Source organism: Paenibacillus naphthalenovorans (assembly GCF_001465255.1).
GTDB lineage: Bacteria > Bacillota > Bacilli > Paenibacillales > NBRC-103111 > Paenibacillus_G > Paenibacillus_G naphthalenovorans.
The window spans coordinates 2630657-2655935 of record NZ_CP013652.1 but is presented as its reverse complement, the minus strand read 5'-3'; the positions used below and the strand labels follow the sequence as shown (position 1 = coordinate 2655935).

21 protein-coding genes and 1 other annotated feature (1 of these 22 only partly in view) are annotated in these 25279 nt (G+C 52.0%); of the genes, 20 read left to right on the top strand and 1 reads right to left on the bottom strand.

The window, feature by feature from the left end; translation table 11 throughout:
* The 20 genes from IJ22_RS13170 (at window position 1) to IJ22_RS13075 (ending at window position 23923) form a co-directional block, all read left to right on the top strand.
* Window positions 1-2313: a hydantoinase B/oxoprolinase family protein gene (locus IJ22_RS13170; protein WP_062409145.1), complete on the top strand. Its 2313-nt coding sequence runs from the start codon at window positions 1-3 to the stop codon at window positions 2311-2313.
* Between the two features lie 171 nt (window positions 2314-2484).
* Complete coding sequence (locus tag IJ22_RS13165) at window positions 2485-3756, top strand: ABC transporter substrate-binding protein (RefSeq protein WP_201023558.1); 1272 nt, start codon at window positions 2485-2487, stop codon at window positions 3754-3756.
* 62 nt (window positions 3757-3818) lie between these two features.
* Window positions 3819-4712: a branched-chain amino acid ABC transporter permease gene (locus IJ22_RS13160; RefSeq protein WP_201023556.1), complete on the top strand. Its 894-nt coding sequence runs from the start codon at window positions 3819-3821 to the stop codon at window positions 4710-4712.
* A complete protein-coding gene (locus tag IJ22_RS13155) occupies window positions 4709-6538 on the top strand; it encodes a branched-chain amino acid ABC transporter ATP-binding protein/permease (protein ID WP_062409144.1) in 1830 nt (609 codons plus the stop codon). The genes IJ22_RS13160 and IJ22_RS13155 overlap by 4 nt, the downstream gene beginning before the upstream one ends.
* The gene (locus tag IJ22_RS13150) at window positions 6531-7262 is read left to right on the top strand and encodes an ABC transporter ATP-binding protein (protein WP_062409143.1); all 732 of its coding nucleotides are present in this window, start codon (window positions 6531-6533) and stop codon (window positions 7260-7262) included. Before IJ22_RS13155 ends, IJ22_RS13150 begins: the two co-directional genes overlap by 8 nt.
* Before the next feature lie 13 nt (window positions 7263-7275).
* A complete protein-coding gene (locus IJ22_RS13145) occupies window positions 7276-8463 on the top strand; it encodes an iron-containing alcohol dehydrogenase (protein ID WP_062409142.1) in 1188 nt (395 codons plus the stop codon).
* A gap of 34 nt (window positions 8464-8497) precedes the next feature.
* Window positions 8498-9298 carry an SDR family NAD(P)-dependent oxidoreductase gene (locus IJ22_RS13140; protein WP_062409141.1) on the top strand — a complete coding sequence of 267 codons (801 nt, stop codon included), beginning with the start codon at window positions 8498-8500 and terminating at the stop codon, window positions 9296-9298.
* A 149-nt stretch (window positions 9299-9447) separates the two neighbouring features.
* The gene (locus IJ22_RS13135) at window positions 9448-9855 is read left to right on the top strand and encodes an acyl-CoA thioesterase (RefSeq protein ID WP_054818801.1); all 408 of its coding nucleotides are present in this window, start codon (window positions 9448-9450) and stop codon (window positions 9853-9855) included.
* Between the two features lie 23 nt (window positions 9856-9878).
* Window positions 9879-10481, top strand: coding sequence for a TetR/AcrR family transcriptional regulator (locus IJ22_RS13130; RefSeq protein ID WP_054818802.1), 603 nt, complete (start codon window positions 9879-9881; stop codon window positions 10479-10481).
* Between the two features lie 21 nt (window positions 10482-10502).
* A complete protein-coding gene (locus IJ22_RS13125) occupies window positions 10503-11465 on the top strand; it encodes a thiamine pyrophosphate-dependent dehydrogenase E1 component subunit alpha (protein ID WP_054818803.1) in 963 nt (320 codons plus the stop codon).
* A gap of 17 nt (window positions 11466-11482) precedes the next feature.
* Window positions 11483-12481: an alpha-ketoacid dehydrogenase subunit beta gene (locus IJ22_RS13120; RefSeq protein ID WP_054818804.1), complete on the top strand. Its 999-nt coding sequence runs from the start codon at window positions 11483-11485 to the stop codon at window positions 12479-12481.
* Window positions 12482-12494: 13 nt separating this feature from the next.
* Window positions 12495-13532: a 2-oxo acid dehydrogenase subunit E2 gene (locus IJ22_RS13115; RefSeq protein ID WP_062409140.1), complete on the top strand. Its 1038-nt coding sequence runs from the start codon at window positions 12495-12497 to the stop codon at window positions 13530-13532.
* Between the two features lie 11 nt (window positions 13533-13543).
* Window positions 13544-15220, top strand: coding sequence for a dihydrolipoyl dehydrogenase (gene lpdA, locus IJ22_RS13110; RefSeq protein ID WP_054818817.1), 1677 nt, complete (start codon window positions 13544-13546; stop codon window positions 15218-15220).
* Between the two features lie 19 nt (window positions 15221-15239).
* Entirely contained in the window at window positions 15240-16025 is a 786-nt protein-coding gene (locus IJ22_RS13105; protein WP_062409139.1) for an enoyl-CoA hydratase/isomerase family protein, read from the top strand.
* A 20-nt stretch (window positions 16026-16045) separates the two neighbouring features.
* Complete coding sequence (locus tag IJ22_RS13100; RefSeq protein WP_062409138.1) at window positions 16046-17575, top strand: acyl-CoA synthetase; 1530 nt, start codon at window positions 16046-16048, stop codon at window positions 17573-17575.
* 17 nt (window positions 17576-17592) lie between these two features.
* Window positions 17593-18765 (top strand): acyl-CoA dehydrogenase family protein, encoded by a 1173-nt coding sequence (locus tag IJ22_RS13095; protein WP_062409137.1) that lies wholly within the window; start codon window positions 17593-17595, stop codon window positions 18763-18765.
* Window positions 18766-18804: 39 nt separating this feature from the next.
* Complete coding sequence (locus IJ22_RS13090; RefSeq protein WP_062409136.1) at window positions 18805-19572, top strand: electron transfer flavoprotein subunit beta/FixA family protein; 768 nt, start codon at window positions 18805-18807, stop codon at window positions 19570-19572.
* 13 nt (window positions 19573-19585) lie between these two features.
* On the top strand, window positions 19586-20560 hold the full coding sequence (locus tag IJ22_RS13085; RefSeq protein WP_062409135.1) for an electron transfer flavoprotein subunit alpha/FixB family protein: 975 nt from the start codon (window positions 19586-19588) through the stop codon (window positions 20558-20560).
* Window positions 20561-20632: 72 nt separating this feature from the next.
* The gene (locus IJ22_RS13080) at window positions 20633-22663 is read left to right on the top strand and encodes a (Fe-S)-binding protein (RefSeq protein WP_062410976.1); all 2031 of its coding nucleotides are present in this window, start codon (window positions 20633-20635) and stop codon (window positions 22661-22663) included.
* Window positions 22664-22735: 72 nt separating this feature from the next.
* Window positions 22736-23923 (top strand): acetyl-CoA C-acetyltransferase, encoded by a 1188-nt coding sequence (locus IJ22_RS13075; protein WP_062409134.1) that lies wholly within the window; start codon window positions 22736-22738, stop codon window positions 23921-23923.
* Window positions 23924-24121: 198 nt separating this feature from the next.
* Here the strand turns inward: IJ22_RS13075 and IJ22_RS13070 are convergent, their stop codons facing one another.
* Complete coding sequence (locus tag IJ22_RS13070) at window positions 24122-25192, bottom strand: bifunctional 3-deoxy-7-phosphoheptulonate synthase/chorismate mutase (RefSeq protein ID WP_062409133.1); 1071 nt, start codon at window positions 25190-25192, stop codon at window positions 24122-24124.
* A gap of 54 nt (window positions 25193-25246) precedes the next feature.
* Window positions 25247-25279 (bottom strand) — a binding site (T-box leader) (it continues 215 nt past the right edge of the window).

Sequence of the window (25279 nt, the reverse complement as noted above, 5' to 3'; positions counted from 1 at the left end):
ATGAAATCACTGCAGGAGCAGGAGCGGCATCGTAATTTTTGGGACGGCGTCCAGCGGGCGTACATCCCGATCGACCCCTTGCAAGTCCCCCCTTCAGTAAGCCTTCACAACGAATATGATGAAGAGATTGATCCGATTACGTATGAAGTGGTTCGTCATAATCTTTGGAATGTCAATTTGGAACAAGGCAAGATTGTGGAAAATTTGGCGGTATCTCCGATCACTTTGGAAACTAGGGACTTCCAAACCGCCATTTTTACCGAGGATGCAGAAATTCTTTTTTTCGGCCCTTATCTTCAATATTTCGGTGGTATGCTGGATATCATGATCAAGTATGTCATAGAGAAACGGGGGGAAGAACCGGGCATTCATGACGGGGATGTGTTTTTGCAAAACGATCCATGGGTCGGCACAGCGCATCAACCGGATGTAGGTATATTTGCTCCTGTATTCTGGGAAGGTCAGATCTTCTGCTGGGTTGCCAACTGCCTGCACCAAAATGACGTGGGAGGAACGACTCCGGGAAGTTTTTGTCCAAACGCTCAAGACATTTACTTTGACCCGCCGGTATTTCCGCCAGTCAGAATTGTGAAAGAAGGCAAGCTGGATACTGAAATTGAAGCGGCCTTCAGACGGCAATCCCGCACTCCGGCAAACGTAGCATTGGACTTGCGGGCAGCAATCGCCGCCTGCCATGCGTCACGTGCAAGAATCCTGGGTCTGATTAAAAAGTATGGACCCAAGACAGTGAAGGGCGTCATGAAAAAGGTGCTGAATACAAGTGAAAAGGCGCTGCTCGATCGTCTTTCGACCATACCGGATGGAACGTGGAGAGAGCGTGCCTATCAGGAAGTGGCGGTTACAGGGGATCGCGGTGTGTACCGGATCGAACTGTCGATTTCGAAGAAAGGTAACACATTGACCGTTAAAAATGAAGGAACCGACGGGCAAGCGGGTGCGATTAATCTGCCGTTTGCCGCCTGGCGAGGTGCCATTCTCTCGGCTTTCAACGTGATTTTATTGGCCGACCAAATGGGGGCCGGCGGCGGAGGAGCGGCCCGACACTGCGAGTTTATACCTACCACCGGCACCATGACTTGTCCTGACTATGGAGTCGCGGTAAGCCCGGCGGGCATTTACGCAACGGAGCTTGGGATAGCGATGGCGAACTCGGTTGTAACCAAAATGCTGCTGTCGTCCAGCGATCCGGAGCTTCATAAACTGGCTTTGAGTACCACAAACGGCCAATGGCAAATCCAAATACATGCAGGAACAAACCAGCGCGGAGAGTATTATGTCGGACCGATGCTGGATACGATGATCGGCAGCAGTGGAGCCACTCCATACCGTGACGGTTCATTCGCGGACGGACAATGGTGGATTCCTGAAGGCCAAGGGCCCAATGTTGAAGGCTATGAACGCGATTGGCCGATTTTATATCTCTACCGCAAGGAACATCAGGATTCGGCCGGAGCAGGAAAATTTCGCGGTGGCAATGGCGGTATCCTCGCTTATATGCCGCACAAAGGCCAGGTCGGTCTGGGCGTGTACACTGCCGAAGGCATTCCCAAAACCTCCGGTATTTTGGGAGGATCTCCGGGGACTCGCGGTGAGACGGTATTAATAAAATCGTCAAACATTAAGGAAATTCTTCAATCGGGCCGTCTCATCGACAAGGTGGATGAACTCACTGGCGAGCGGCCTTCGTTAACGGGAAAAGGACCTGCTCTGGCACTCGGCGACTCGGATGTTCTGGAATGGAACTGGGGCTCTTGCGCCGGTTATGGTGACCCTTTACTTCGCGATCCTGAGCGTGTGCGGCAGGATGTGCTGGCTGGTACTACATCCATCTCTTTTGCCGAAACGGTATATGGCGTTATTTTCACCGAGGACATAACGGTCGATGAGATAAGCACGGAGCGGCGTCGGCTGCAAAACCGGAGGAAGCGCCTTGAAGACGCCGGAGCTCCAGTCTCCGCCCATTTGGAGTTCAAGCTTCAGGAATTTCATGTTCCACAAGGCATGTTGACATTAGGCGATAACTTTTGGTTCAACAAAAAAAATGGCGCCACGGAAATTTGTTGCTCCCATTGCGGGGAAGTGCTCGCAGCCGGCGATCAGAATTACAAGTCCCGTGTCCCGGTTCGCAAAAGCGATGTAGGGAAGGTTGGTCTAAAAAGCGTCGATGTAAAGCGCTTCGTCGATGCGCAAGTTTGGTATCATGAATACTTCTGCCCGACTTGTGCCACGCTTCTCTCAACAGAAGTCGTTCGAGAGGGAGATGAACCTCTACACGAATTTTTACTAAGTTAATGTGCCTGATTCCGTCTTCCCGGCAGGGGGATACTTGCCGGGAAGGATATAGTTGCAAGCAGATCAATCGACATGCCATCTGAACGATATTGATTGTGTGCAGTGTTGTGCGCACCATACAGCCTGATCCTGTCTTATTCATTTTTTTGTAAAATGGGGGGGAATCGTGAAATGAAGAAGAGCATGAACACATGGAGAACATGGTTGAGTCTGTTGCTTGCGTTCGCTATGTTGGTTGCTGCCGCATGTGCCAATTCAACCGCCGTTGAACCGCAAAAAAGCACATCCGACGGGATAATATCCGGCGGAGCAAGCGGAGATACAATCAAAATCGGTATGACTTCTGCATTGACCGGACCTTATAACGAATATGGGGAGGGGAATAAACGGGGGGTCGAATTGGCCATTGAAAAGTGGAACCGGGAAGGCGGGATTCATGGAAAAAAGATCGAACTTATCGCTTTGGACGACCAGCTTGTTCCCGATAAGGCGGCAAACAACATGCAGCAGCTTCTTGACGATAAAAGCATTGTCGCGATCATCGGCCCTGCCGGGAGCGGTCCGGCATTAGCTACCGTACCTTTAACGGAAGTTTACGGAATCATTCAAATTAACCCCGTGGCCCAGACGACCGACGTTACGTATCCTAACGGTGTAAATAACCCGCCGAGAAAAACGGTTTTTTCCTTCGCGCTGCAAAACGATGTGGAAACGGAAGTGCTCGCTACATTCGCGGGAGAGCAGTGGAAAAAGATCGGTCTCATTCACGAAAGTACGGCATACGGCAAATCCGGTATGGAATTGGTAGAGAACATATTGAAGGAGAAATACAACATCGTTCCGGTCGGACGTGAACAATACAACCAGAAAGCGCCGGATATGACGGCCCAATTGGCCAAACTGAAAAAGGAGGGAGCGGAGGTCATCGTCTGCGTCGGTTTAGGCGCCGATCTCGCCAACATTCGTAAGGGAATGAGCCGTCTGGACATGAATGTACCTCTCGTTGCGACGAATGGCGCCCTTTCCAACCCTTATAAAGAAGGCGCGGGCGATCTGGTCGTCGGCACGATAGGTACGATGATCAAAGCGTTCGGTGAAAACCCATTGTCCGCTCCGGCCAAGGAATTTGCCGACGCCTATATGAAAAAATACGGGAAAGACCGGTATTGGGGAGATGGAGATACGCCCCAGTTGTTCATGTCTTTGAACGTCACCAATGCCTACGATGGAGCCATTGTGCTGTTTGAAGCGATGAAAAAAGCCGACAGCACGAAGACACCCGATATTATTGCGGCTTTGGAATCCATGAAAGACTACCAAGGGGTAAATGCCATTTATACGTTTAGCGACAAGAAGCATCACGCTATTGGCACTGACGGTCTTGGATTATTCCAGTATGTAAAAAATGGAGACGACATCCAAATGGTCCCTTATCAGCAATAAAATGCGGGAGGGTCGACATTTGGCGGTTTACCCTCCGCATCTATCTTTGAGGAGGAAACAGGATGGGGAATATTCAATTTTTGCTTGAATTAATTTTTGCCGGCGTCTGTGTAGGCTCCGTTTATTCCCTCGTAGCTCACGGGTTCAACATGACATTTTGGTCCAGCAAGGTTCTCAATTTCGGTCATGGGCCGTTTATTATGTTCTGTTCCATGCTCATTCTATCATTTCTTAATATGGGAATTTCCTGGGCAGTCGCCATTGTGCTTGGACTCATTTGCATTTCATTGCTGGGAATGATACTGGAGAGAGTATCGATTCGTCCCTTAATCAAATATCCTTCCAGTATGGGATGGATCGTGTCCACCCTGGGGATCGGACTGTTTTTGCAGGCTCTGGCATCGAAAATCTGGGGATCACAGGCGATAGCGTATCCTGCATTTCTGTTCACAAGCACGGATTACGTTTCGCTGTTCAGCGTCAAGTTGTCATCCCAATACTTGCTCGTCTTGTTCGCTGCGCTGTTTATCATGCTGTTCATGGAAATGGTCATGCACAAGACGATATGGGGGAAAGCAATGAAAGCAGTCTCTTACGATCCGACATTAGCCCGCATTATGGGAATAAAATCCAAGCTCGTCATTACGTATTCCTTTATTTTGAGTGCGATTTTGGCTGGTATCGCCGGCTTCCTGATCGCACCGATCTACGGGACGGTCAGCCCTGACTTCGGGATGAACATTATGGTGCTTGGCTTTGTCGCGACCGTACTTGGCGGGGTGGGAAGCTCGAAAGGCGCTTTAACAGGCGGCATTCTGGTCGGCGTTATTGAAAAGCTGGTTGGCGGGTATCTGTCCAGTTCCGCGGAGCACGGGGTTGCCTTTGCTATTTTGATCCTCATTCTCGCGATAAAGCCCGAAGGCTTGTTCGGGTCCAGGGCGGTGTTGAAAGTATGACGACAATGAGCATGCAAAAAGGCGTTCAGCCTGTATTGACGATCATCCTTGTTCTGCTGGCTGCCGTAGCTCCATTGTTGATGTCACCTTCTAATGTGCAGCTGTTTATTTTTTGGGGAATCAATATTTTGTTAGCACAAAGTATTAACCTGCTGAGCGGTCTCGGCGGTCAAATCTCTCTCGGCCATGCGGCGTTTTATGCGATAGGCGCTTATGTTTCCGCCATATTTATGGTACGTTTCGGTTTTCCTCTGTATATTACGATTTTACTGTCGGCTGCTGTCAACGCATTGGTAGGCTTTCTTGTTTCATTTCCGGCCGGAAGAGTCAGAGAATTTTACTTGGCGATGATGACCTTGGGCTTCGGTTTCGTGATCGAGGAGATCATCAAAGAATGGTCCAGCGTCACCGGCGGGGTTATGGGATTAAGCGGAATCCCTTCACCCAAGCTGGGCACCATGCATTTGTTCGGCATACAATTGAATCTTATCCACTATTATTGGATCGTATTTCTGGTTGTCGTGTTGATGGTGTGGATGCTGCGAAATTTCGTCCAGTCGTACTACGGCCGTTCCTTTCTGGCTATTCACCGGAGCGAGCTTTCCGCAGCCAGCATCGGCATCTCCCCGGGCAGGGTAAAGCAGCTCGCCTATACGATGAGCGCTTGCCTGGCGGGTGTTGCCGGTGCGCTGTATGCGCATCTGATGGCTTACATCGGGGCGAATTCTTTCGGCATGATGCAATCGATTGAAATTCTGGTTATGGGCATACTTGGCGGATTCGGAACCATTATCGGTCCCATACTCGGCGCCGGATTTTTGACTTTTATTGCAAACAAGCTGCAGTTTATTAAAGATTATCAGCTGATGATTTATTCGCTTCTTCTCGTCATTTCCTTTCTATTTATCCCCAGAGGCTTTGCCGGCTTATTGGGGATCCGTACGGCACTTAGCAAGGAGAAACGTCTCCAAAAGGTAAAGCCGATTTCTGAGATTTCTGAGGTTAAGCCTGTGCGCATTCCCGGGAGGGAGGCACGCACGCTTTCCTACAGCCCTCATCACAAAAAGTTAAAGGTGGAAGGCGTGATCAAGGATTTTGGCGGACTTCGCGCGCTGCAGCATGTGAGCCTGGAGCTGGGGCAAGGTACCATTCTGGGCTTGGTAGGTCCTAACGGTTCGGGGAAAAGCACATTGGTCAACGTGATCAGCGGCGTTTACCCGGTGACTGAAGGCAAAATCAGTTTCGGCAAGGCAGAAATCACCAATATGCCTACGCATGCCATTGCCGGTCAGGGCATTATTCGAACCTTTCAGGACCCGCACAATGTCGGCAATATGACGGTCAAGGAAAATCTGCTGTTAGGCAGACATCAAAAATACCGATCCGGCATTGTGTCCTGCGTTCTCAATTTGAAAAGCTCTCTGCTTGAAGAACAGGAAATGCTGGTCAAAGTTCATGAAATGATGGAGCTCTGTTCATTGGCGCAGTACTCGGAAGAATTGGTTGAAAATTTACCGTACGGCGTGCAGCGAATGGTAGAAGTAGCCAGAGCGATTCTGGCTGAACCTGAACTGCTGCTTCTGGATGAACCGGCAGCGGGATTGTCCGAGCATGAAATGCAGGAATTAAGCAAGCTTATCCGGTATATCAAGTCGCGGGGGATCTCGGTCATCCTCATTGATCATCATATGGAATTTCTAATGGGTCTTATCGATGAGGTGATCGTATTGGATTCCGGTAAAATGATCTATTCGGGCGATGCGCAGGGCATGCAAACGAATCAACAGGTGATTGAAGCCTATTTGGGGGTTGCGAATCATGCTTAGCGTGCGGAATGTACATGTCAATTATGGTCCAATCAAGGCCTTGAAAGGGGTTTCCCTTGACATTCGAAGCAACGGGATTACCGCCATCATTGGCGCGAACGGTTCGGGGAAAACGACCCTGCTTCATTTCATCAGCGGGTTGGTAACGCCCGAGGAGGGGGACCTGCTGTACGAAGGAATCTCCATTGCAGCATGGCCTACGGAAGCACGTGTCAAACATGGCATCGCTCACGTAATGGAAGGCCGCCGTTTATTCAAGGACCAAACGGTGTACGATAATTTGCTGCTGGCCGCACATTTTCGTACACCCAGGCTTGAGAAGAAAACGATAACAAACAAGATGGAGCAGGTGTTTCAGCGGTTTCCGATCCTCGAAAGCAAAAAGCACCAGCCGGCCGGCACGCTCAGCGGAGGACAGCAGCAGCTGTTGATTATATCGGCGGCTTTGCTTTCGGCTCCTAAATTGCTTCTGCTCGACGAGCCATCTCTGGGTTTGGCTCCGGTAATTATCGACGAGGTATATTCCTTTTTGCAAGAGCTTAAACAGGCGGGAATGACTATATTTATTTCGGAACAGATGGCGGCACTCGCGCTGCGCATCGCCGACTATGGCTATGTGCTGGATCGCGGCGCAATCGTGAAAAGCGGGGACAGCGCTTATTTGAAAGCTTTGCTCGCTTCCGACGATCTTTCGTCCATCTATTTAGGCAAAGGGAACCATTAGAGGAGTGATGTTCATGTCAAGCTGCTACCGGTTTATTCCGGTTGAGAAAGTGTTCCATGGTGCTGGCGTCATTGAAAATTTGCCTGCGGAAATCGATCGTTTAGGCGCCAGGAAAGCGGCATTGCTTACCAGTAACAGCCTGTTCGCTTCTCCGGTTATCAAACGCTTGGAACAGCTGTTGGGAAGCCGTTTGGAGGTTGTCCTCTCGGGTACCGTACAGCACGCGCCAAGCCAGTCGATTTTCGAAATCGCTTCCAGGCTGAGGAACCGGGGTATCGACCTGTTAATCAGTTTAGGTGGCGGCACGGTCATCGACTCTGCAAAGGCCATCGCTTTAGTATTGGGAGAGGGCCTCGATGAGCCGCAGCAATTACAATCGTATTCGGTCAAATTCGAGTATCCAGATAAAATCGAAATTCCTCAAGTCAAGCAAAAATTAATACCGCACATCGCCGTTCCAACGACGTTGTCCGCAGCCGAGTTTTCCAACATTATCGGCATTACAGATGAGCACAGGAAGGTAAAGGAACTGTACATCGATGACCAATTGACGCCGAAAGTCGTATATATGGATCCGGAGCTCTGCACGGACACGCCGGCCTGGCTGTGGTCGGCCACCGGGATGAGAGCGCTGGATCATGCCATTGAAACCGTTTATTCCAAGCAAACTCACCCCATCACCACGGCGCTCGCGCTCCAATCGATCCGGCTGCTGAGCGAATATCTTCCGAAATGTAAAAAAGATCCAGCGAATTTGCAAGCGAAGCTGCAATGTCAAATGGCTGCCTGGATGTCGTTCTTTGGCGTGAGCAACGTGATGATGGGACTCAGCCACGGCATCGGACACCAAATAGGAGCCCATGCCAACGTTGCCCACGGCGTCACTTCCTGCATTATGCTTCCGCATGTCATGCGCTTTTCGCTGCCCTTTACCTTGGAACAGCAAGCCCTGATCAGTGCCGCCATGGGTGGCGAAGTAAGCGGCAGGAGTGTGGAGGAAGCCGCCGCAATGGCTTCGCAGCTGGTGGTCAAACTGGTGGCTGATTTGCAGCTGCCGCTAAGGCTTCGCGATGTCCAGGTGCGCAAAGAGCAGTTTCAACCGATTGCGGAGGACGCCATGAGAGATCTGGTCGTGGCAAGCAGCCCCCGACCTGTACAAGGAACCGGCGAGATTGTAGCTCTTCTCGAAGCCGCATGGTAAGGAAGCGTAATTCATGATAAGAGGTGAGAGACGAATGCGGGGAAGACTGGAGGGGAAAGTGGCGCTTATTACCGGTGCCTCGAGAGGTCTTGGAGCGCTGGAAGCCGTTATGTTCGCCAAAGAAGGAGCGCAGGCCGTTATCATGTCCGATGTCAGCAGGCCGGCTTTGCAGGAAACGGTGAAGGCGGTGGAAGAATTGGGCGGAGCGGCGGCTGTTATTCCGCTTGAACTGAATGTCACCCTTGAAGAAGATTGGATTCAGGCTGCAATCTCGATCGAGAAACAGTTTGGGAAACTGGACATTTTAGTCAACAACGCGGGAATTACCAAAAGGGAACGGTTTGTCGACTGCTCTTTGGCCGATTGGAATCAGGTGATTGCCGTTAACCAGACCGGCGTATTTCTTGGGATGAAATATAGTGCGCCGCTGCTCCGAAAGTCAGGCCGCGGGTCGATTATTAATATGTCGTCGATCGCCGGAGTGACCGGTTATTTTGCAGCTCCCTATACCGCGAGTAAATGGGCGGTGAGAGGAATGACCAAGGCCGCTGCGCAGGAATTTGGCGGTTGGGGAATCAGGGTGAATTCAGTTAATCCCGGCTTCATCTGGACGCCGCTTACGTTACCGGCCAAGCCAATGGTAGAGGCTTTTAACAAAGTGAACGCCCTCGAACGGGCGGGTGAGCCGGAGGAAGTCGCCCAGGCCGTTATTTTTCTCGCTTCCGACGAATCCTCCTACATGACCGGAGGGGAAATAACGCTCGACGGGGGAATGACGGCAGGCGGCGAAATCCGGCTGATCGCCAAGGAACTCGGCATTTATCGTGATGAGTAATCCGTCCTGCCGCTGAACGTTCAGCGTCTTCCTTCCAAGCAGCAAAGAAATGAACCAGGTATTGCCAAAATACCATCCGGTCGGTATAATTATCATAAGGTTAATAAATACCGACTGATCGGTATGTTTCTTGGGGGAAGGTGAAGCGGTTGGTCCATCTTACAGAAATACGCACCCGGTATTGTGAATCGGATGCACTCGGTCATATTAACAATGTCAGCTATTTTATTTATTTCGAGCAGGCGCGCGTCGATTTTATGCTGGACACCGGCATGGTGCTTCCATCCGGGAAGTTCCCGTTCCTCGTTGCTTCACTGCATTGTGAATATAAGAAGCAGATCTACATCCATCAGACCTTGACAATCCACACCTATGTCATGGAAATCGGCAGATCCAGCTTCAAACTGGGACATGAAATCCATGATAAAGATTCGAACGAGCTGTTGGCGGTAGGCGAAGCCGTCCTGGTGAGTTATGATTTAATTGTACAGCAAACGACCCGGCTAACCGATGAGCTGCGTTTGAAGCTGGAAAATTACGTTCGAATCAAAAATTAATAACAGTAAAGGTGTGAAATCAAGTGACGTTTGACGGATCTTCAGTGAACCGCAGGCAGGGAAGCGACACAAAAACGGAAATATTGGATATCGCGTTGTCTCTGTTTGTTAAGAAAGGGTACCATGAAACCTCCATGCAGGATATAGCCGACACAGCCGGTCTAACCAAAGGCGGATTATATTACTACATTAAGAGCAAGGATGACGTGCTGTTTTTGCTTCACGACCGCTTTATTGTCGAAGGGTTAAGACGGTTGCGTCTGGTAGAGGCCGAAGCGCTAGAGCCTGAGCATAAGTTGATCGAACTGCTGAAAATGCACCTGCAGATCATTGACCAATTTAAGGACGACATTACCCTGTTCTTTAACTGTATGAAGTATTTAAGCGACGACAAAAAGCAGGCCGTGCAGGTGAAGCGGGATGAATATGAAGACATCTTCGTGCGCGTCTTGGAAGAAGGCAAGAAAAAAGGCGTCTTTAAAGTCGAGGACAGCCATATCGTCGTGCTGTATGTTCTGGGAGCCTGCAACTTTATGCATACCTGGTATAAGCCAGGCAAAGGAAAGTCGATCGAGGAGCTGTCGGATATCTTTATTACTCTCATCACCAAAGGCTTATTTCAGTAAAACCGAAAAGGGGACGGTAACGTGAAGATAAGCAAAGAGCGGCTGCTCGAACTTTATGAAACGATGATGAAGATACGAAAATTCGAAGAGAGAGTCTCCGGGCTGTTTGCCGGCGGGCACATTCCCGGATTCCTCCATCTCTATGTCGGGCAGGAAGCGGTGGCGGCCGGTGTTTGCGCCAATCTTCACAGGGACGACTACATTACCAGCACCCACCGGGGACACGGACACTGCATTGCAAAAGGCGCCGACGTCAAACGGATGATGGCCGAATTGTTCGGCAAACGGACCGGTTACTGCAAAGGAAAAGGCGGTTCCATGCACGTTGTCGACGTCAACCTGGGGATCCTTGGCGCCAACGGAATCGTCGGTGCGGGCATGCCGATCGCGGTGGGGGCGGCTTTTTCCGCCAAAGCCAAGGGCACCGGCCAGGTTGCCGTAGCCTTCTTTGGAGAAGGTGCGACAGGAACGGGCTATTTTCACGAATCGTTGAATCTGGCTGCCGTTCTGAAGCTGCCCGCCATCTTTGTATGCGAGAGCAATCAATATGCCGAATTCACTCCGCGGGAAAAACATTTGCCGGTGAAAACCGTGGCGGAACGAAGCAAAGCGTACGGGATCGAAGGCTATGATCTGAATGGAAATAATGTGGTGGAAATATTTGAAGCGCTGTCGGCCATTGCGGCAAAGGTTCGTGAGGGAGGAGGACCTGTCATTGTGGAATGTTTCACCCATCGTTGGAGCGGTCACTATGAGGGAGATCCGCAAAAATACCGTCCGGCCGGCGAGGCCGAGGAGTGGAGGAAGAAGGATCCGATCCTCCATGCGGAACAAGTGCTCCGTGAGCAGTATGACGCCGACATAACGGAACTTGCGGGGATTAAGGACCGGGTCGAGCGCGAAATCGATGAAGCGGAGCGGTTTTCGATGGAAAGCCCGCTGCCCGAAGGCGAAGAAACTCTGCAGGACGTTTATGCTTCTTAACTTGGGAGGTGGAAGTTTTGGCGGTACTGCGTTACAACCAGGCCATTAATTTAGCACTGAAAGAGGAAATGCAAAGGGACGAAAGCGTCATTTTGGCCGGAGAAGATATTGCGGCCTCCGGCGGATCGTTCGGCGTTACGCGCGGCTTGCTGGAGGAGTTCGGCGAAGGTCGGGTTGTCGACACGCCCATCAGTGAAGGCGCTATTGTCGGCATGGCCATCGGTTCCGCCGCCAGTGGTCTCAGGCCGGTCGTCGAAATCATGTTTATGGACTTCATCGGTGTCTGCTTTGACATGATTATCAACCAAACGGCGAAAATGCGGTTTATGTCCGGCGGACAAATGAAAATGCCGCTCGTCATTCGTACGCAGGCCGGGGCGGGATCAAACGCGGGGCCGCAGCATTCGCAAAGCCTCGAGGCGCTGCTAATGCATATTCCCGGACTGAAAGTAGTGATGCCCTCGAACCCATACGATGCGAAGGGCCTGCTCAAAGCAGCGATACGCGACGATGATCCCGTTATTTTCATTGAGCACAAGATGCTGTACGGCTTGAAGGGAGAACTCCCCGATGAAGAGTACACCGTCCCGCTCGGTCAGGCGAAGGTGGTTAAGGAAGGCCGCGATGTGACCATCATTGCGCTTGGCCAGATGGTCAACAAAGCGGTGCAGGCGGCACAGGTGCTGGAGGAGTCGGGCATCAGCGTGGAGGTGATTGACCTGCGGACGGTTACTCCGCTCGACAAGGAAACGATTCTCGAATCGGTGAAGAAAACGGGAAGGCTTGTTATCGTTCACGAAGCAGTGAAAATCGGCGGCATCGGGGCCGAACTGGCCGCAATGGTGCAGGAGGAGGCGTTCGACTACCTGGATGCCCCCATTCAAAGGGTCGCTGCCCCGTTCTCGCCTGTACCCTACAGCAAGCCGCTCGAACATTACTATATGCCGAATGAGAATAAAATGATCGAAGCGGTTCAGCGAATCTGTGTGGGCAGACAGTTCGCAGCTGCGAAGTAGGGAGGGGGACGGAATGACAAGCGTCAGGCGGATATTCGCTTCTCCGCGTGCAAGAGCTCTGGCGGCACAGCGGAACATCCCGATAGCTGAAGTGGCGGGAAGCGGGCCTTCCGGCCGAATCATTGAACAGGATGTGCAGGTTTATCGTTGGCAGCGTACAAACATGTCCAGCGGGCCCGCCGGAGATCCAGGCATTCGGCCGGATAAGAAGATTCAGGCCACTCCGCTCGCCAGAGCGATCGCTCAGTTGGAAAACATCGACCTGTCCACGGTAGCGGGATCCGGTGTGAGCGGCAAGATCAGGAGCTCCGATGTAAGGCCGCGGAAAGGGGAATCAGCTTCAGCCGGTCTTTCTGCAGAGCGCGTCCCCCCTATGAAAGCCGTTCCGATGACGGGAATGCGTAAAATCATCGCGGAACGGATGGCCTACAGCAAGCAGACGGCTCCCCATGTCACGCTTACAGTGAAAGCGGAGGTGACCCGGCTTGTGGAGCTTCGAAACCAATGGATGCAGGACGGCATGAAGGTGAGCTATACGGATCTTTTGGTAAAAATCGCAGCAAAGAGTTTGCGTGCGCATCCGCGTGTCAATGTCTCCATGGAGCAGGACGGGATCGTCAGGCATCCACAATGCGATATCGGCGTGGCCGTCGCTTTAGAGGAAGGCTTAATCGTCCCGGTCATTCGCGATGCCGATCGAAGGAGCCTGCAGGACATTTCCAGGGACCTGGCGGATAAGATCAAACGCTCCAAAGAAGGCAAGCTTCGGCGGGATGAAGTGCAGGGCGGACGGTTCACGATCAGCAACTTGGGCATGTATGAGGTGGATGCATTCACTCCGATTATCAATCTTCCTGAAAGCGCTATCCTTGGGGTAGGAAGAGTGATCGAGGATTTGATTGTACATAACGGGCAAATGCACATCGGGAAAACCATGGTTCTGTCGCTCTCCTTTGACCATCGGGTGATGGATGGCGCACCTGCGGCTTTGTTTTTAAAAAATATAAAAGAGTTGCTGGAGAATCCGGAAGCTCTTCGGGACTCTTTGTAGGAGCAGTGAAGATGAAAAAGGAGATTATCGTTCCAAAAGCGGGACTCACCATGACGGAAGCGACCGTCGGACTCTGGCTGGTCTCCGAAGGGGATGCGGTTGAGAAGGACCAAGTCGTTTTGGAACTCGCCACGGACAAAATTACGGTTGAAGTCACCGCCCCTTGCGACGGAATCATGGTCTCTATTCTGCACCAGGAAGGGGAAACCGTTGCGACCGGGGAGTGTCTTGCCATGATGGAGACGGAAGCTGCGGAGGCGGAACGGCCTTCAGCCTCACAAGCGGCATCCGGCGCAACCGGAGAAGAAAAGGTGTACGATGTAGCGGTGATTGGAGCGGGTCCCGGCGGGTACGTCGCCGCTATACGTGCTGCTCAGCTTGGCGGCAGGGTCGTTTTGATCGAACGGAACGATTTGGGAGGCACCTGCCTGAACACGGGCTGCATTCCGACGAAGACGCTGCTGCGGGCTGCGGAATTCGCCAAAATGCCGAAAATCGCAGCGGAATACGGCGTTTTCTTCGAAAAGCCCCAAGTCGATTACTCGCGTTTGATCGATTACAAGGATCGGGTCGTCCGAAAGCTGCAGAACGGTGTCGCCGGACTGCTGCACAAAAATAAAATCGAGCTGCTCAAGGGGCTAGGCACGCTGGTCGATCCGCACACCATAGAAGTGCGGACGGAAGACCGGAAGAGCCATAGGATCGAAGCGAGACATATTATCGTGGCGAGCGGTTCCCGGCCGCACATTCCGGAGATTCCGGGGCTGAAGGAGGCTGGCCCGATGACCAGCACCGAAGCGCTTGCCGGAAAAGAACGGCCGAGAAGCGTGGCCATTATAGGTGCCGGAGCGATCGGGTGCGAATTTGCCGGCATGTATGCCCCTTTGGGTACAGAAGTTACCCTGATTGAAAGCGCCGATCAAATCCTGCCCGGGATGGACCGGGATCTGGCCCGCGTTCTCGCGCAATCCCTGCATCAAGAGCAGGTGCGTATTCTGACCTCTGCAACCGTTACACGAATCGGTATCCATGGCGGCCGAAAGATCGTACATGTAGAAACCGGTCAGGGTTCACAGACCATTGAGGCCGATGCCATTCTTGTCGCGACAGGAAGGAGACCGGATGTGGAGCAGATGCGGGAGCTCGGGGTCCGGCTGGAGGGCGGAAAAATTGCCGTAGACGATCAGATGAGAACGAGCATCCCTTCTATCTACGCCGTAGGGGACGTCACGGGAATCGAGTTCTTGGCCCATGCAGCCTCCGCTCAAGGAATCGTCGCAGCCGAAGCCGCCATGGGGAGGCCTTCCACAATGGACTACCGCACGGTTGCCCGCTGTATATACACGTCTCCCGAGATCGCATCTGTAGGCTTGAACGAACGGCAGGCCAAAGAGCAGGGACGGGAATACCGGATCGGCAAATATGCTTTTGAAGCCAACGGAAGGGCAATGACTTACGGGGAAACCGCAGGCTTTGTAAAAGTACTGCGCGATACCCGGTACGGTGAAATTCTCGGTATCCATATCATCGGCCCGAACGCATCCGAACTTATCGGAGAGGCGATCATGGCCGTCCATCTGGAGGCAACCGCAGAGGAATTTGCATTAGCCATTCACCCGCATCCTGCGCTGTCGGAAGTGCTGCTCGAGGCGATTCTTGCGAGCATGGGACGCGGCATCCATTCTTAACCGTGAAGGAGAGATTTGTATGCAGTCTTTTCAATATCTCAGGTTGGAAAACAGCTCCGGGCTCGCCACGATTGTCCTGGACCGCCCGGAAACCTTGAACGCCATAAACGACGCGGTTCTGGATGAGCTGGATCAAGCGTTCACGATGCTGGAGCGGGACGATCAGACAAGGGTGGTGATGATTACCGGCGGCGGGGATAAAGCGTTTGTTGCCGGCGGGGATATTGCTGCGATGCGGCAGATGAGTGTTCTGGAAGGCGAGAAATTTGTGTACCGCGGACAGGAAGTATTGAAGAAAATAGAAGACTCGCGAAAAGTCGTCATTGCGGCGCTTAACGGCTATACGCTCGGGGGAGGGCTGGAGCTCGCTCTGGCCTGCGACATCCGAATTGCCTCGGAGAAAGCCAAATTAGGGCTGCCGGAAGTATGCATCGGCCTTTATCCCGGATGGGGCGGCACCCAGCGGTTGGTAAGGCTCGCCGGTAAAGGAATTGCCAAAACACTGGTCTTTACCGGAGAGCGCATTTCCGCCGAAGAAGCCAGGGAACTCGGAATTGTGAACAAAGTAGTGAAGCATGAAGAATTGATGACCTACTGCCGGACGCTGGCCCAAAAAATAATGGAAAACAGTCCGATTGCCGTCATGCAGGCGAAAAAAGCGATTAATCAAGGAAGCGAAATTTCTCTGGACCAGGCCCTGGTTCTGGAAGCGGAAGCATGGCTTGTCAACTTCAGCACCGAGGACAGAGTAGAGGGTTTAACTTCTTTTCTTGAAAAACGCAAGCCCCATTATCAAGGCAAATAAGCAGAAGGCAGGGTTGATTTATGAAATATATCGGAAATAACAATTTTTCATCTATTGTAACCCGAGGCGCTTTAAACAACCCGAACAAAGAAGTCATCACCTTCAAGCAGCAAAGAATGACATACCGAAAGCTTCAGGAGCGAGTCAGCGCCTTAGCGCAAGGGCTGCTGGACCTCGGAGTAAAGAAGGGCGATGTGGTGGCGATTCTCTTATTTAACCACACCGAATATTTTGAAATTATTTTTGCCGCTAACCGGATCGGGGCGATCTTTTTGCCGCTAAACTTCCGCCTAGCCGCTGATGAAATCGCATACATTGCAGACAATGCCGATGCCAAAGTTATTTTTTCAGAAGATTCCTTCCATGAAACGTTGGATTCCATTCGGGGGAATGTGCAGCAGCTTCAGCATTATATTACGCTGTCCGCCGATGAACTGTCCGGTTGGATCCGATACGAGCAAATAATAGAAACGAACCGGGGAGCCGACGTTCCGGATGCGCACGTCGAACTGGACGACCTGCACCGCTTGATGTATACGTCCGGCACGACTTCCCGGCCTAAAGGCGTCATGATTACCTATGGGAATCTGTACTGGAAAAATATCGGCCATATTTGGGAATTCAATATTACACCCGACGACAAAACGTTAATCTCCGGTCCGCTGTATCACGTCGGAGCGCTCGACTTGACGGCGACCGGCACCCTCTATCGCGGCGGCAGCATCGTCATTATCAACAAGTTCAACACGGTCGAAGTGCTGGAAACGATCCAAAGAGAAAAGCCGACGAACCTCTGGCTGGCTCCCGCCATGGTCAACATGATCCTGCAGGAACCGACCACGGATCAGTATATACTGGATTCGATCCGCTACATTATCGCGGGCGGGGAACGAATGCCGGAGCCGCTCATCCAAAAAATCCAGCAGTTGTTTAGAAACGCTTGGTTTTGCGACGCGTACGGCTTAACCGAAACGGTGTCGGGGGACACCTTCATGCCGAGGAGCATGACGATTGAGAAGCTCGGATCGGTCGGACGTCCCTGCCTGCATCTCGATCTGAAAATCGTAGATGAGCAGGGGAAGGAAGTTCCGCCGGGCGAGGTAGGCGAAATCGTTTTGCGCGGACCGAAAATCTCAAAAGGATATTGGAAAAACCCGGAGGCTACCGGAAAAACGTTCAAAGACGGCTGGTTTTTTACAGGAGACATGGGCAGATTGGACGCGGACGGCTTCCTGTTTATCGTAGACCGCAAGAAAGATATGATCATCAGCGGCGGAGAAAATATCTCATCGCTGGAGGTGGAGCGCGTTCTCTATGAACTTCCTACCGTACTTGAAGCTTCTGTCATCGGGATACCGAACGAAAGATGGGGGGAAGTGCCTAAGGCGTTTGTAGTCGTGAAGCCGGGTGAAACCCTGACCGCAGAAGAAATTCGAGTGCATTGTATGTCCAGACTGGCCAAATTCAAAGTGCCGAAAGAAGTAGAATTCATAGATAAACTTCCGCGGAATCCGTCCGGTAAAGTTCTTAAAAGACTATTGAGGGAATAGAAGGAGGCTGAAACCGAATGAATTTTGAAATAACCGACGAACAAAAGATGATGCGCGACGGCGTTCGACAAATCGCCGAGGATTTCGGTTTGGACTATTGGCGGGAAAAGGATGACAAGCACGAATTCGTCCATGAATTGTGGAGCGAACTCGGCAAAAACGGTTATATCGGTGTGGCCGTTCCGGAAAAATTCGGCGGCGTCGGACTTGGAATGATGGAAATGACCATGGTGATCGAGGAGCTGGCTAAAGGAGGGGCTGGGTCCACGGTAGCACAGCTATTTATGCTCACTCCCGTTTTCGGCGGGGTGACGATCGATCTTCATGGCAGCGAAGCGCAAAAGGAACAGTATCTGACGAAGATGTCCGCCGGTCAGCTTAATTTCTGCATGGCGCTGACGGAGCCGAACGCAGGCAGCAACTCGCTTGAAATCACGACGACTGCCAGGAAAGAAGAAGATCATTACGTGATCAACGGTCAAAAAATTTGGATCTCCGGCACCGATGTGGCCGATAAAATGCTTATCGTCGCCCGGACGACAAAGCGCAGCGAAGTGCAGAAAAAAACCGATGGAATCAGCCTCTTCCTGGTGGATACCCGGGACCCCGCCATTACGCTCCAGCCGATTGAAAAAGTGGGAACCCACTGTGTACGGTCCGATACGGTATTTATAGAAAATTTGAGAGTGCATAAAGACAACCTGATCGGAGAAGAAGGCAAAGGCTGGTCTTACCTTCTGGATACGCTTAACGCGGAACGGATTGTGACGACAGCCGGGCTTATTGGGACGGGACAGCTCGCTTTGCAGCTTGCGGTGAATTACGCGAAAGAACGGGTGGTGTTTAACGATACGCCGATCGGCGCTTATCAGGGCATCCAATTCCCGCTTGCGAAAATTCGTGCCGAACTGGAGCTGGCGCAGCTGATGAATTATAAAGCCGCATGGCTCTATGATCAGAAGAAGCCGAACGGCACCGAAGCGAACATGGCCAAATTAATCGCGGCCGAAGCCGCCTTCCATGCCTGCGACCAGGCCATGCAAGTCATGGGAGGGTATGGCTATGCGAAAGAATACCACATTGAACGGTTGTGGCGCGACGTCCGACTTTTCAAAATCGCTCCCGTATCTGAAGAAATGATTTTGAATTATATCTCGCAGCATGATCTCGGTCTGCCACGGTCTTATTGACTTTCGTTTTCCTGATTGATTGCGGAGGAGGGGTGAAGGATGGACATCTTGGTTTTGCTGAAACAGACATTTGGCACGGAAGAAAAAATTTTCATCGAGAACAGGAAGATCAAAGAGGACGACGCGGAATTTGTGATCAATCCTTATGACGAATATGCGGTGGAGGAAGCGATCCGTTGGAGAGACGAATTCGGCGGTGAAGTGACCTTGCTTACCGTGGGACCGTCCAGAGCCGAAAGCGCGCTGAGGACTGCGCTGGCTATGGGGGCGGACCAAGCGATACACGTGATATCCGAGGAAAGCCAGGATGATGAAGCGGTGATTGCCGGCATCATCGCCAAAGCCATCGACGGGAAAGCCTACGATTTGATTCTTGCCGGAAATATGGCCATTGATTCGGGAGCCGGCCAGGTTGCCGTACGTGTCGCCGAACGGCTCGGGATTCCCCACGTGTCGACGATTACGAAACTAACCTTCAACGGCAATCGTGCCGCCATTGAGCGTGATGTAGAGGGTGACGTAGAGGTAGTGGAGGTCGACCTTCCTTTTCTGGCGACAGCCCAGCAAGGATTAAATGAACCTCGTTATCCGTCTCTTCCCGGCATCATGAAGGCGAAGAAGAAGCCGCTTCAACAGCTGACCGTCGCCGGTCTGAATATGCAGGCGGAAGAATTGCAGCCGTATACCGAGGTTGTTGATCAATATTTGCCTTCCCCCAAGCAGGAAGGTCGCATGCTCCAGGGAGAGTTGAAGGATCAGGTGAAGGAACTGGTACATTCGCTGCGCAGCAAAGAAAAGATCGTATAGGGAGAGATTGATGATGAGCAGAAAAGTGCTGGTAGTCGGGGAAATAAAAGACGGGCATTTGCGAAATGTAACATTCGAAGCTTTGACGGCCGGAAGAAGAATGGCGGACGGCGGACCGTTGATAGCCGCACTCTTTGGGTCAGACGCTGAATCGTATGCTGAGGAATTAAGCAAGTACGGCGCAGAACAGCTTTATGCGATTTCCGGTGCAGGCGCCAATCCGACTAACGAATACTGCACCGAAGCACTTTCTCAACTCATTCAGGAGATACATCCCGATGCCGTGCTGATGGGACATACGTCCTCAGGCAGGGATATCGCTCCCAGACTCGCGGAGCGGATGGGTGTCGGATTGATCTCCGATTGCATTGGATTGGAAGTGGCGGGAGAAGACGTTTTCTTTACAAGGGCGGTCTATTCCGGTAAAGCGTTCCAAGTAAAGACATTCCGCAGCGGAACGATCTGTGCCACTCTGCGTCCGAATAACGTTGACGTCTCCGAAGCTCCCGCCCAGACCGCTGCGGCGGTTTTCTACCCGGATGTCAAAGATCTGAAAGTGCTGGTCAAAGACATCGTTCGCAAAACGTCGAGCGGCGTGGATTTGAGCGAAGCCAAAATCATTGTTGCCGGAGGCCGGGGAGTGAAGAGTGCAGAAGGCTTCGAACCGCTTCGTGAGCTCGCAGATGTGCTGGGAGCTGCTGTGGGCGCCTCCCGGGCGGCATGTGATTCGGGATTCTGCAACTATGCGCTGCAAATCGGTCAGACGGGTAAAGTGGTAACCCCGGATTTGTACATTGCCTGCGGCATCTCCGGTGCGATTCAGCACCTGGCCGGCATGTCCAATTCGAAGGTGATTGTCGCCATCAATAAAGATCGCGAGGCCCCGATATTCAAGATTGCGGATTACAGCATCGTGGGCGACCTGTTTGAAGTTGTCCCTATGCTGACGGAGGCCTTTAAGCAAACCCTGATCGATGCGGCGGGTTGACCGCTGACGGAAGACCCGGATGTAAAAACAATCGGCGACAAGTAGGTACCCGCAGAGGATGGGGGAATGATCATGCTGTCACTTTTAAATTTCATAGCCTTTCTCGCTGTAACCGGATATGCGCTGTACCTTGCCGCTCATGTCATATACAGCCGCATCATGTTCATTCAACTAGGTAAAAAATCGAACCTGCGAAAAGATACCGCGGTCCGGCTCAACGAGTTTCTCGTTCAGGTATTCGGGCAGCCAAAACTTTTCAAGGACGCCAAAAGCGGCATCATGCATTTTATTCTGTTTTACGGCTTTATCATCCTTCAGTTCGGGGCTGTCGAGCTCATCCTAAAAGGATTGATCAAAGGCTTTGAATATCCGATCGGGGAATTTCATCCCTATTACAGCGTTCTCCAAGAAGTCACTACGCTGCTCGTCCTACTTGCTGCGCTTTATGCCTTTTACCGCCGTTATATCGAAAGACTGACGCGGTTGAAAAGGGGGTTCAAGGCGGGCCTTGTCATCCTTTTCCTCACGATTTTGATGTTCTCGGTCTTGATGAGCCTGGCTTTTGAGCAACTTTGGCTCGGGAATACGGGAAGCCCCCATGCTCCGATTTCTTCGATTATCGCGGGTTGGTTTGCCGGCGTCAGTCCGGCTGCGGCGGGTGTATGGTTCTATGTGTTCTGGTGGATTCATCTGCTCACCCTGCTGGCGTTTGCTGTCTATGTCCCGCAGTCCAAGCACGCGCATATCATTTTTGCACCCGTGAACGTCTATCTGCGGGATACGAAACCGGCTGGAAAGCTGACTTCTATCCATTTTGAGGATGAAACGCAGGAAACCTACGGGGTTGGCAAAATAGAAGAGTTCCGCCAAAACCAGTTGATGGATCTGTATGCCTGTGTCGAGTGTGGGCGCTGCACCCAGATGTGTCCGGCTGCGGGTACGGGAAAAACGCTGTCGCCGATGGACGTCATCACCAAGATGAGGAATCATTTGACGGAAAAGGGAGCGGCCATCACCTCCCGGACAGCGTGGATGCCTGGTTTCGTCTTCAAAGACACCGGAGCGGATACGCTGCTCAAGAAGGCGGAGACGACGAATCTGGTCGGAGAGGTGATCACCGAGGAGGAATTATGGGCCTGTACGACCTGCCGGAACTGCGAAGATCAGTGCCCGGTGGCCAATGAACATGTCGAAATGATTATCGATATGCGCCGTCATCTCGTATTAACGGAAGGCCGCATGCCGTCAGAAGCGGTCCGTTATTTCCAGAACGTCGAGCGGCAGAGCAATCCGTGGGGAATCAGCCGGACAGAGCGGATCCTATGGCGTGAGGGGCGTGAGGATATCGTCGTCCCGACGGTGAAGGAAGTGGATGAATTCGAGTATTTATTCTTTGTCGGCTCGATGGGCTCTTACGATCAGCGAACGCAGAAGGTGGCGCAGTCGTTCGCCAAAATCATGAATGCGGCTGGAATTCCATTTGCTATTCTGGGAAATGAGGAGCACAATTCGGGGGATACGGCCCGCCGGATGGGCAATGAATTTCTATTCCAGCAGTTGTGCGAGAAAAATATCGCCAATTTTAAAAAGTATGGGGTGAAGAAAATCGTAACGATCTGCCCGCATACATATAATACGTTCAAGCATGAGTATCCGGAATTTGGACTGGAGGCGGAAGTTTATCACCATACGGAGCTGATCTGGACCTGGATGGAAGAAGGGAGAATCAAACCGTCTCAACGGGTCAATGAAGCCGTCGCTTATCACGATTCGTGTTACCTCGGCCGGTACAATGGCATGTATGAGATTCCGCGAAAAATACTTCAGTCCATTTCGGGTGTGAAGCTGCTGGAGATGGAGCGGAACCGGCAGGATTCGATGTGCTGCGGGGCCGGCGGCGGCATGATGTGGATGGAGGAAACGCAGGGTACACGCGTCAACCTCGCTCGGACCGAGCAGGCGCTGCGCATGAGCCCGACAGCGATCGGAAGCAGCTGTCCGTACTGCATGACGATGATGAGCGATGGCGTCAAAGCCAAAGAAGCGGAAGAGCGGGTCGCGACACTGGATATTTCAGAAATCGTGGAGCGTGCTCTCGCATAAACGATTCCGGTTCAAGCGCTGAATGGAAACGGCGGATTTTTTATGTTGGAGTAATGGAGAGGAGGGTACGCAATGACGGGAAGGGACGCCGTTATTGTGAGCGCCGTTCGTACGGCCATCGGCAGTTTTAACGGGAGCTTAGCCGCTGTACCGGCTACGGAGCTTGGATCGGTTGTGATCAAAAGCGCGCTTGACCGTTCAGGAATCGCTGCCCATGAAGTGGACGAAATTATCATGGGAAATGTATACCAGGCCGGACTGGGACAAAATCCCGTCCGTCAGGCTGCGGTCAAAGCCGGCCTGCCTGAAACCATTCCGGCGATGACCATTAATAAGGTATGCGGTTCAGGTCTGAAAGCCGTGCATTTGGCGGCACAGGCCATTTGGGCTGGAGAAGCCGAGGCCGTTATGGCGGGTGGAATGGAAAATATGAGCAGAGCGCCGTATTTGTTGGAAAACGCTAGAAGCGGCTTCCGGATGGGGGATCAGCAGGTGGTCGACAGCCTCATCCGCGACGGATTATGGTGCGCTTTTCATGACTATCACATGGGTATCACGGCAGAGAACCTGCGCGAGAAGTACGCCATTTCCCGGGAAGAGCAGGATGAATTCGCAGCCTGGAGCCAGCAAAAAGCGGAAACGGCAGCAGCACAAGGGAAATTCAGGGATGAAATCGCTCCTGTTCTGATTCCGCAAAGAAAAGGCGACTCCCTTGTCTTTGAAACGGATGAATTTCCCCGTAAAGGCGTAACGGCTGAGGAGCTCGGCAAATTAAAACCGTCATTTTTGAAGAATGGAACCGTGACCGCGGGCAACGCCTCGGGCATCAATGACGGAGCCGCATGCCTGCTTATAATGAGCAGGGAAAAGGCGCAAAAGCTCGGAATACCTCCACTGGGAGTGATAAAAGCCAACGCTTCCGCAGGGGTTGAGCCAAGTGTCATGGGGCTCGGTCCCGTGCCGGCCACACGGAAAGCGCTGCGAAAAGTAAGTCTCACCCTCGAAGACATAGACTTGGTCGAAGCGAATGAAGCTTTTGCAGTGCAGGCCCTTGCCGTTGACCGGGAGCTCAAATTCAATAGAAACAAGCTAAATGTAAACGGAGGTGCGATTTCGCTGGGACATCCCATTGGCGCGAGCGGCGCCCGGATTCTGGTTACCCTGCTTTATGAAATGAAACGCCGGTCCTCCCGGTATGGTCTTGCTACGCTGTGCATCGGCGGAGGCCAGGGCATAGCAACGATTATTGAAAGGGAATAAACCGATCCTTGTTCCCCTGTGTTGGGTAAACATTAGCCCGGAATGCCCTGGCGAAGACCGATGCAGAAGAGAGCGAGCAGCGAAGTGAATTTCGCAGGTGTCCGGCGACAGCAGCATATGCGTATGAAGATCCCCGCTCGTCAAATTGGGACGGGGACATCGTTCGATATAGGGCATCGCCCTTTGTATTAGTGCTGCCTAGAGCAAGCCGGATTGCTTGACCTCTGCGTAGAAGCGGTTAAATTCGTCGATGTTAAGCTGCTGTGCCGCGTCGGACAAAGCGGTGGCGGGATCCGGATGAACCTCGACCATAACGCCGTCGGCTCCTGCGGCCAGCGCCGCTTTTGCGCATGGAGCCAGGATGTCTTTTCGTCCTGTAGAATGGGTCACATCGACAAGAACCGGTAGATGGCTTTCCTGTTTGAGAATCGGTACGGCAGAAATGTCGAGTGTATTGCGGGTCGCTTTTTCATAAGTGCGGATGCCTCGTTCGATCAGCATAACTTGTGTGTTGCCTCGAGATACGATGTACTCCGCTGCATGAAGGAACTCATCGATTGTGGCGGCCATTCCGCGTTTTAACAGGATCGGTGTGCGTACATCGCCCGCCGCTTTCAGCAATTCGAAGTTTTGCATATTTCTGGCCCCGATCTGAATGACGTCAATATAGCTGCCGGCTAGCTCGATATGGGCAGGATCTACGATTTCACTGATCGTTTTAAGGCCGAATTCGCTTGCTACTTCTTTTAAAATTTTTAGACCTTCAATCCCCAGGCCTTGGAAATCATAAGGCGATGTTCTGGGCTTAAATGAGCCTCCGCGCAAGACGGTGATGCCGGAAGCTTTTAGAGCGGCAGCTACTTGGCGCACTTGCTCGTAGCTTTCGACAGAGCATGGGCCCGCAATGATCAACGGCTTGCCGCCTCCAATGGTAATATCTCCTAAGGGTACAACCGTATTTTCCTTTTGCTTTTTGCGGCTGACCAGCAGCTGCTTTTTGTTTTCCGTTTGCTGTAGCTTTAATGATGCTTGAAAAATTTGTTTGAACAGGTGACGAACCGTCTCATGATCGAAAGGTCCGTTATTGCGGGAAACAAGCTCCTCCAGCATATTTTTTTCACGAACGGGATCAAATTTGGGCACCCCTTGCTTTTCTTTCTCCTGCCCGATCTCTTGAACTATGTGCGCCCTTTTCGATAGCAGTTCTAAAAGCTGAATATTTATAGAATCCAATTGTCCTCGTAACTGTTCTAATTTTCCCATGCTCATTTTCATTCGCTCCTTTACAAAATTGAGTATGAAAATACAAAAAAGCCCCCCATCGCAAGGGACGAGGAGCCGTGGTACCACCCTTAT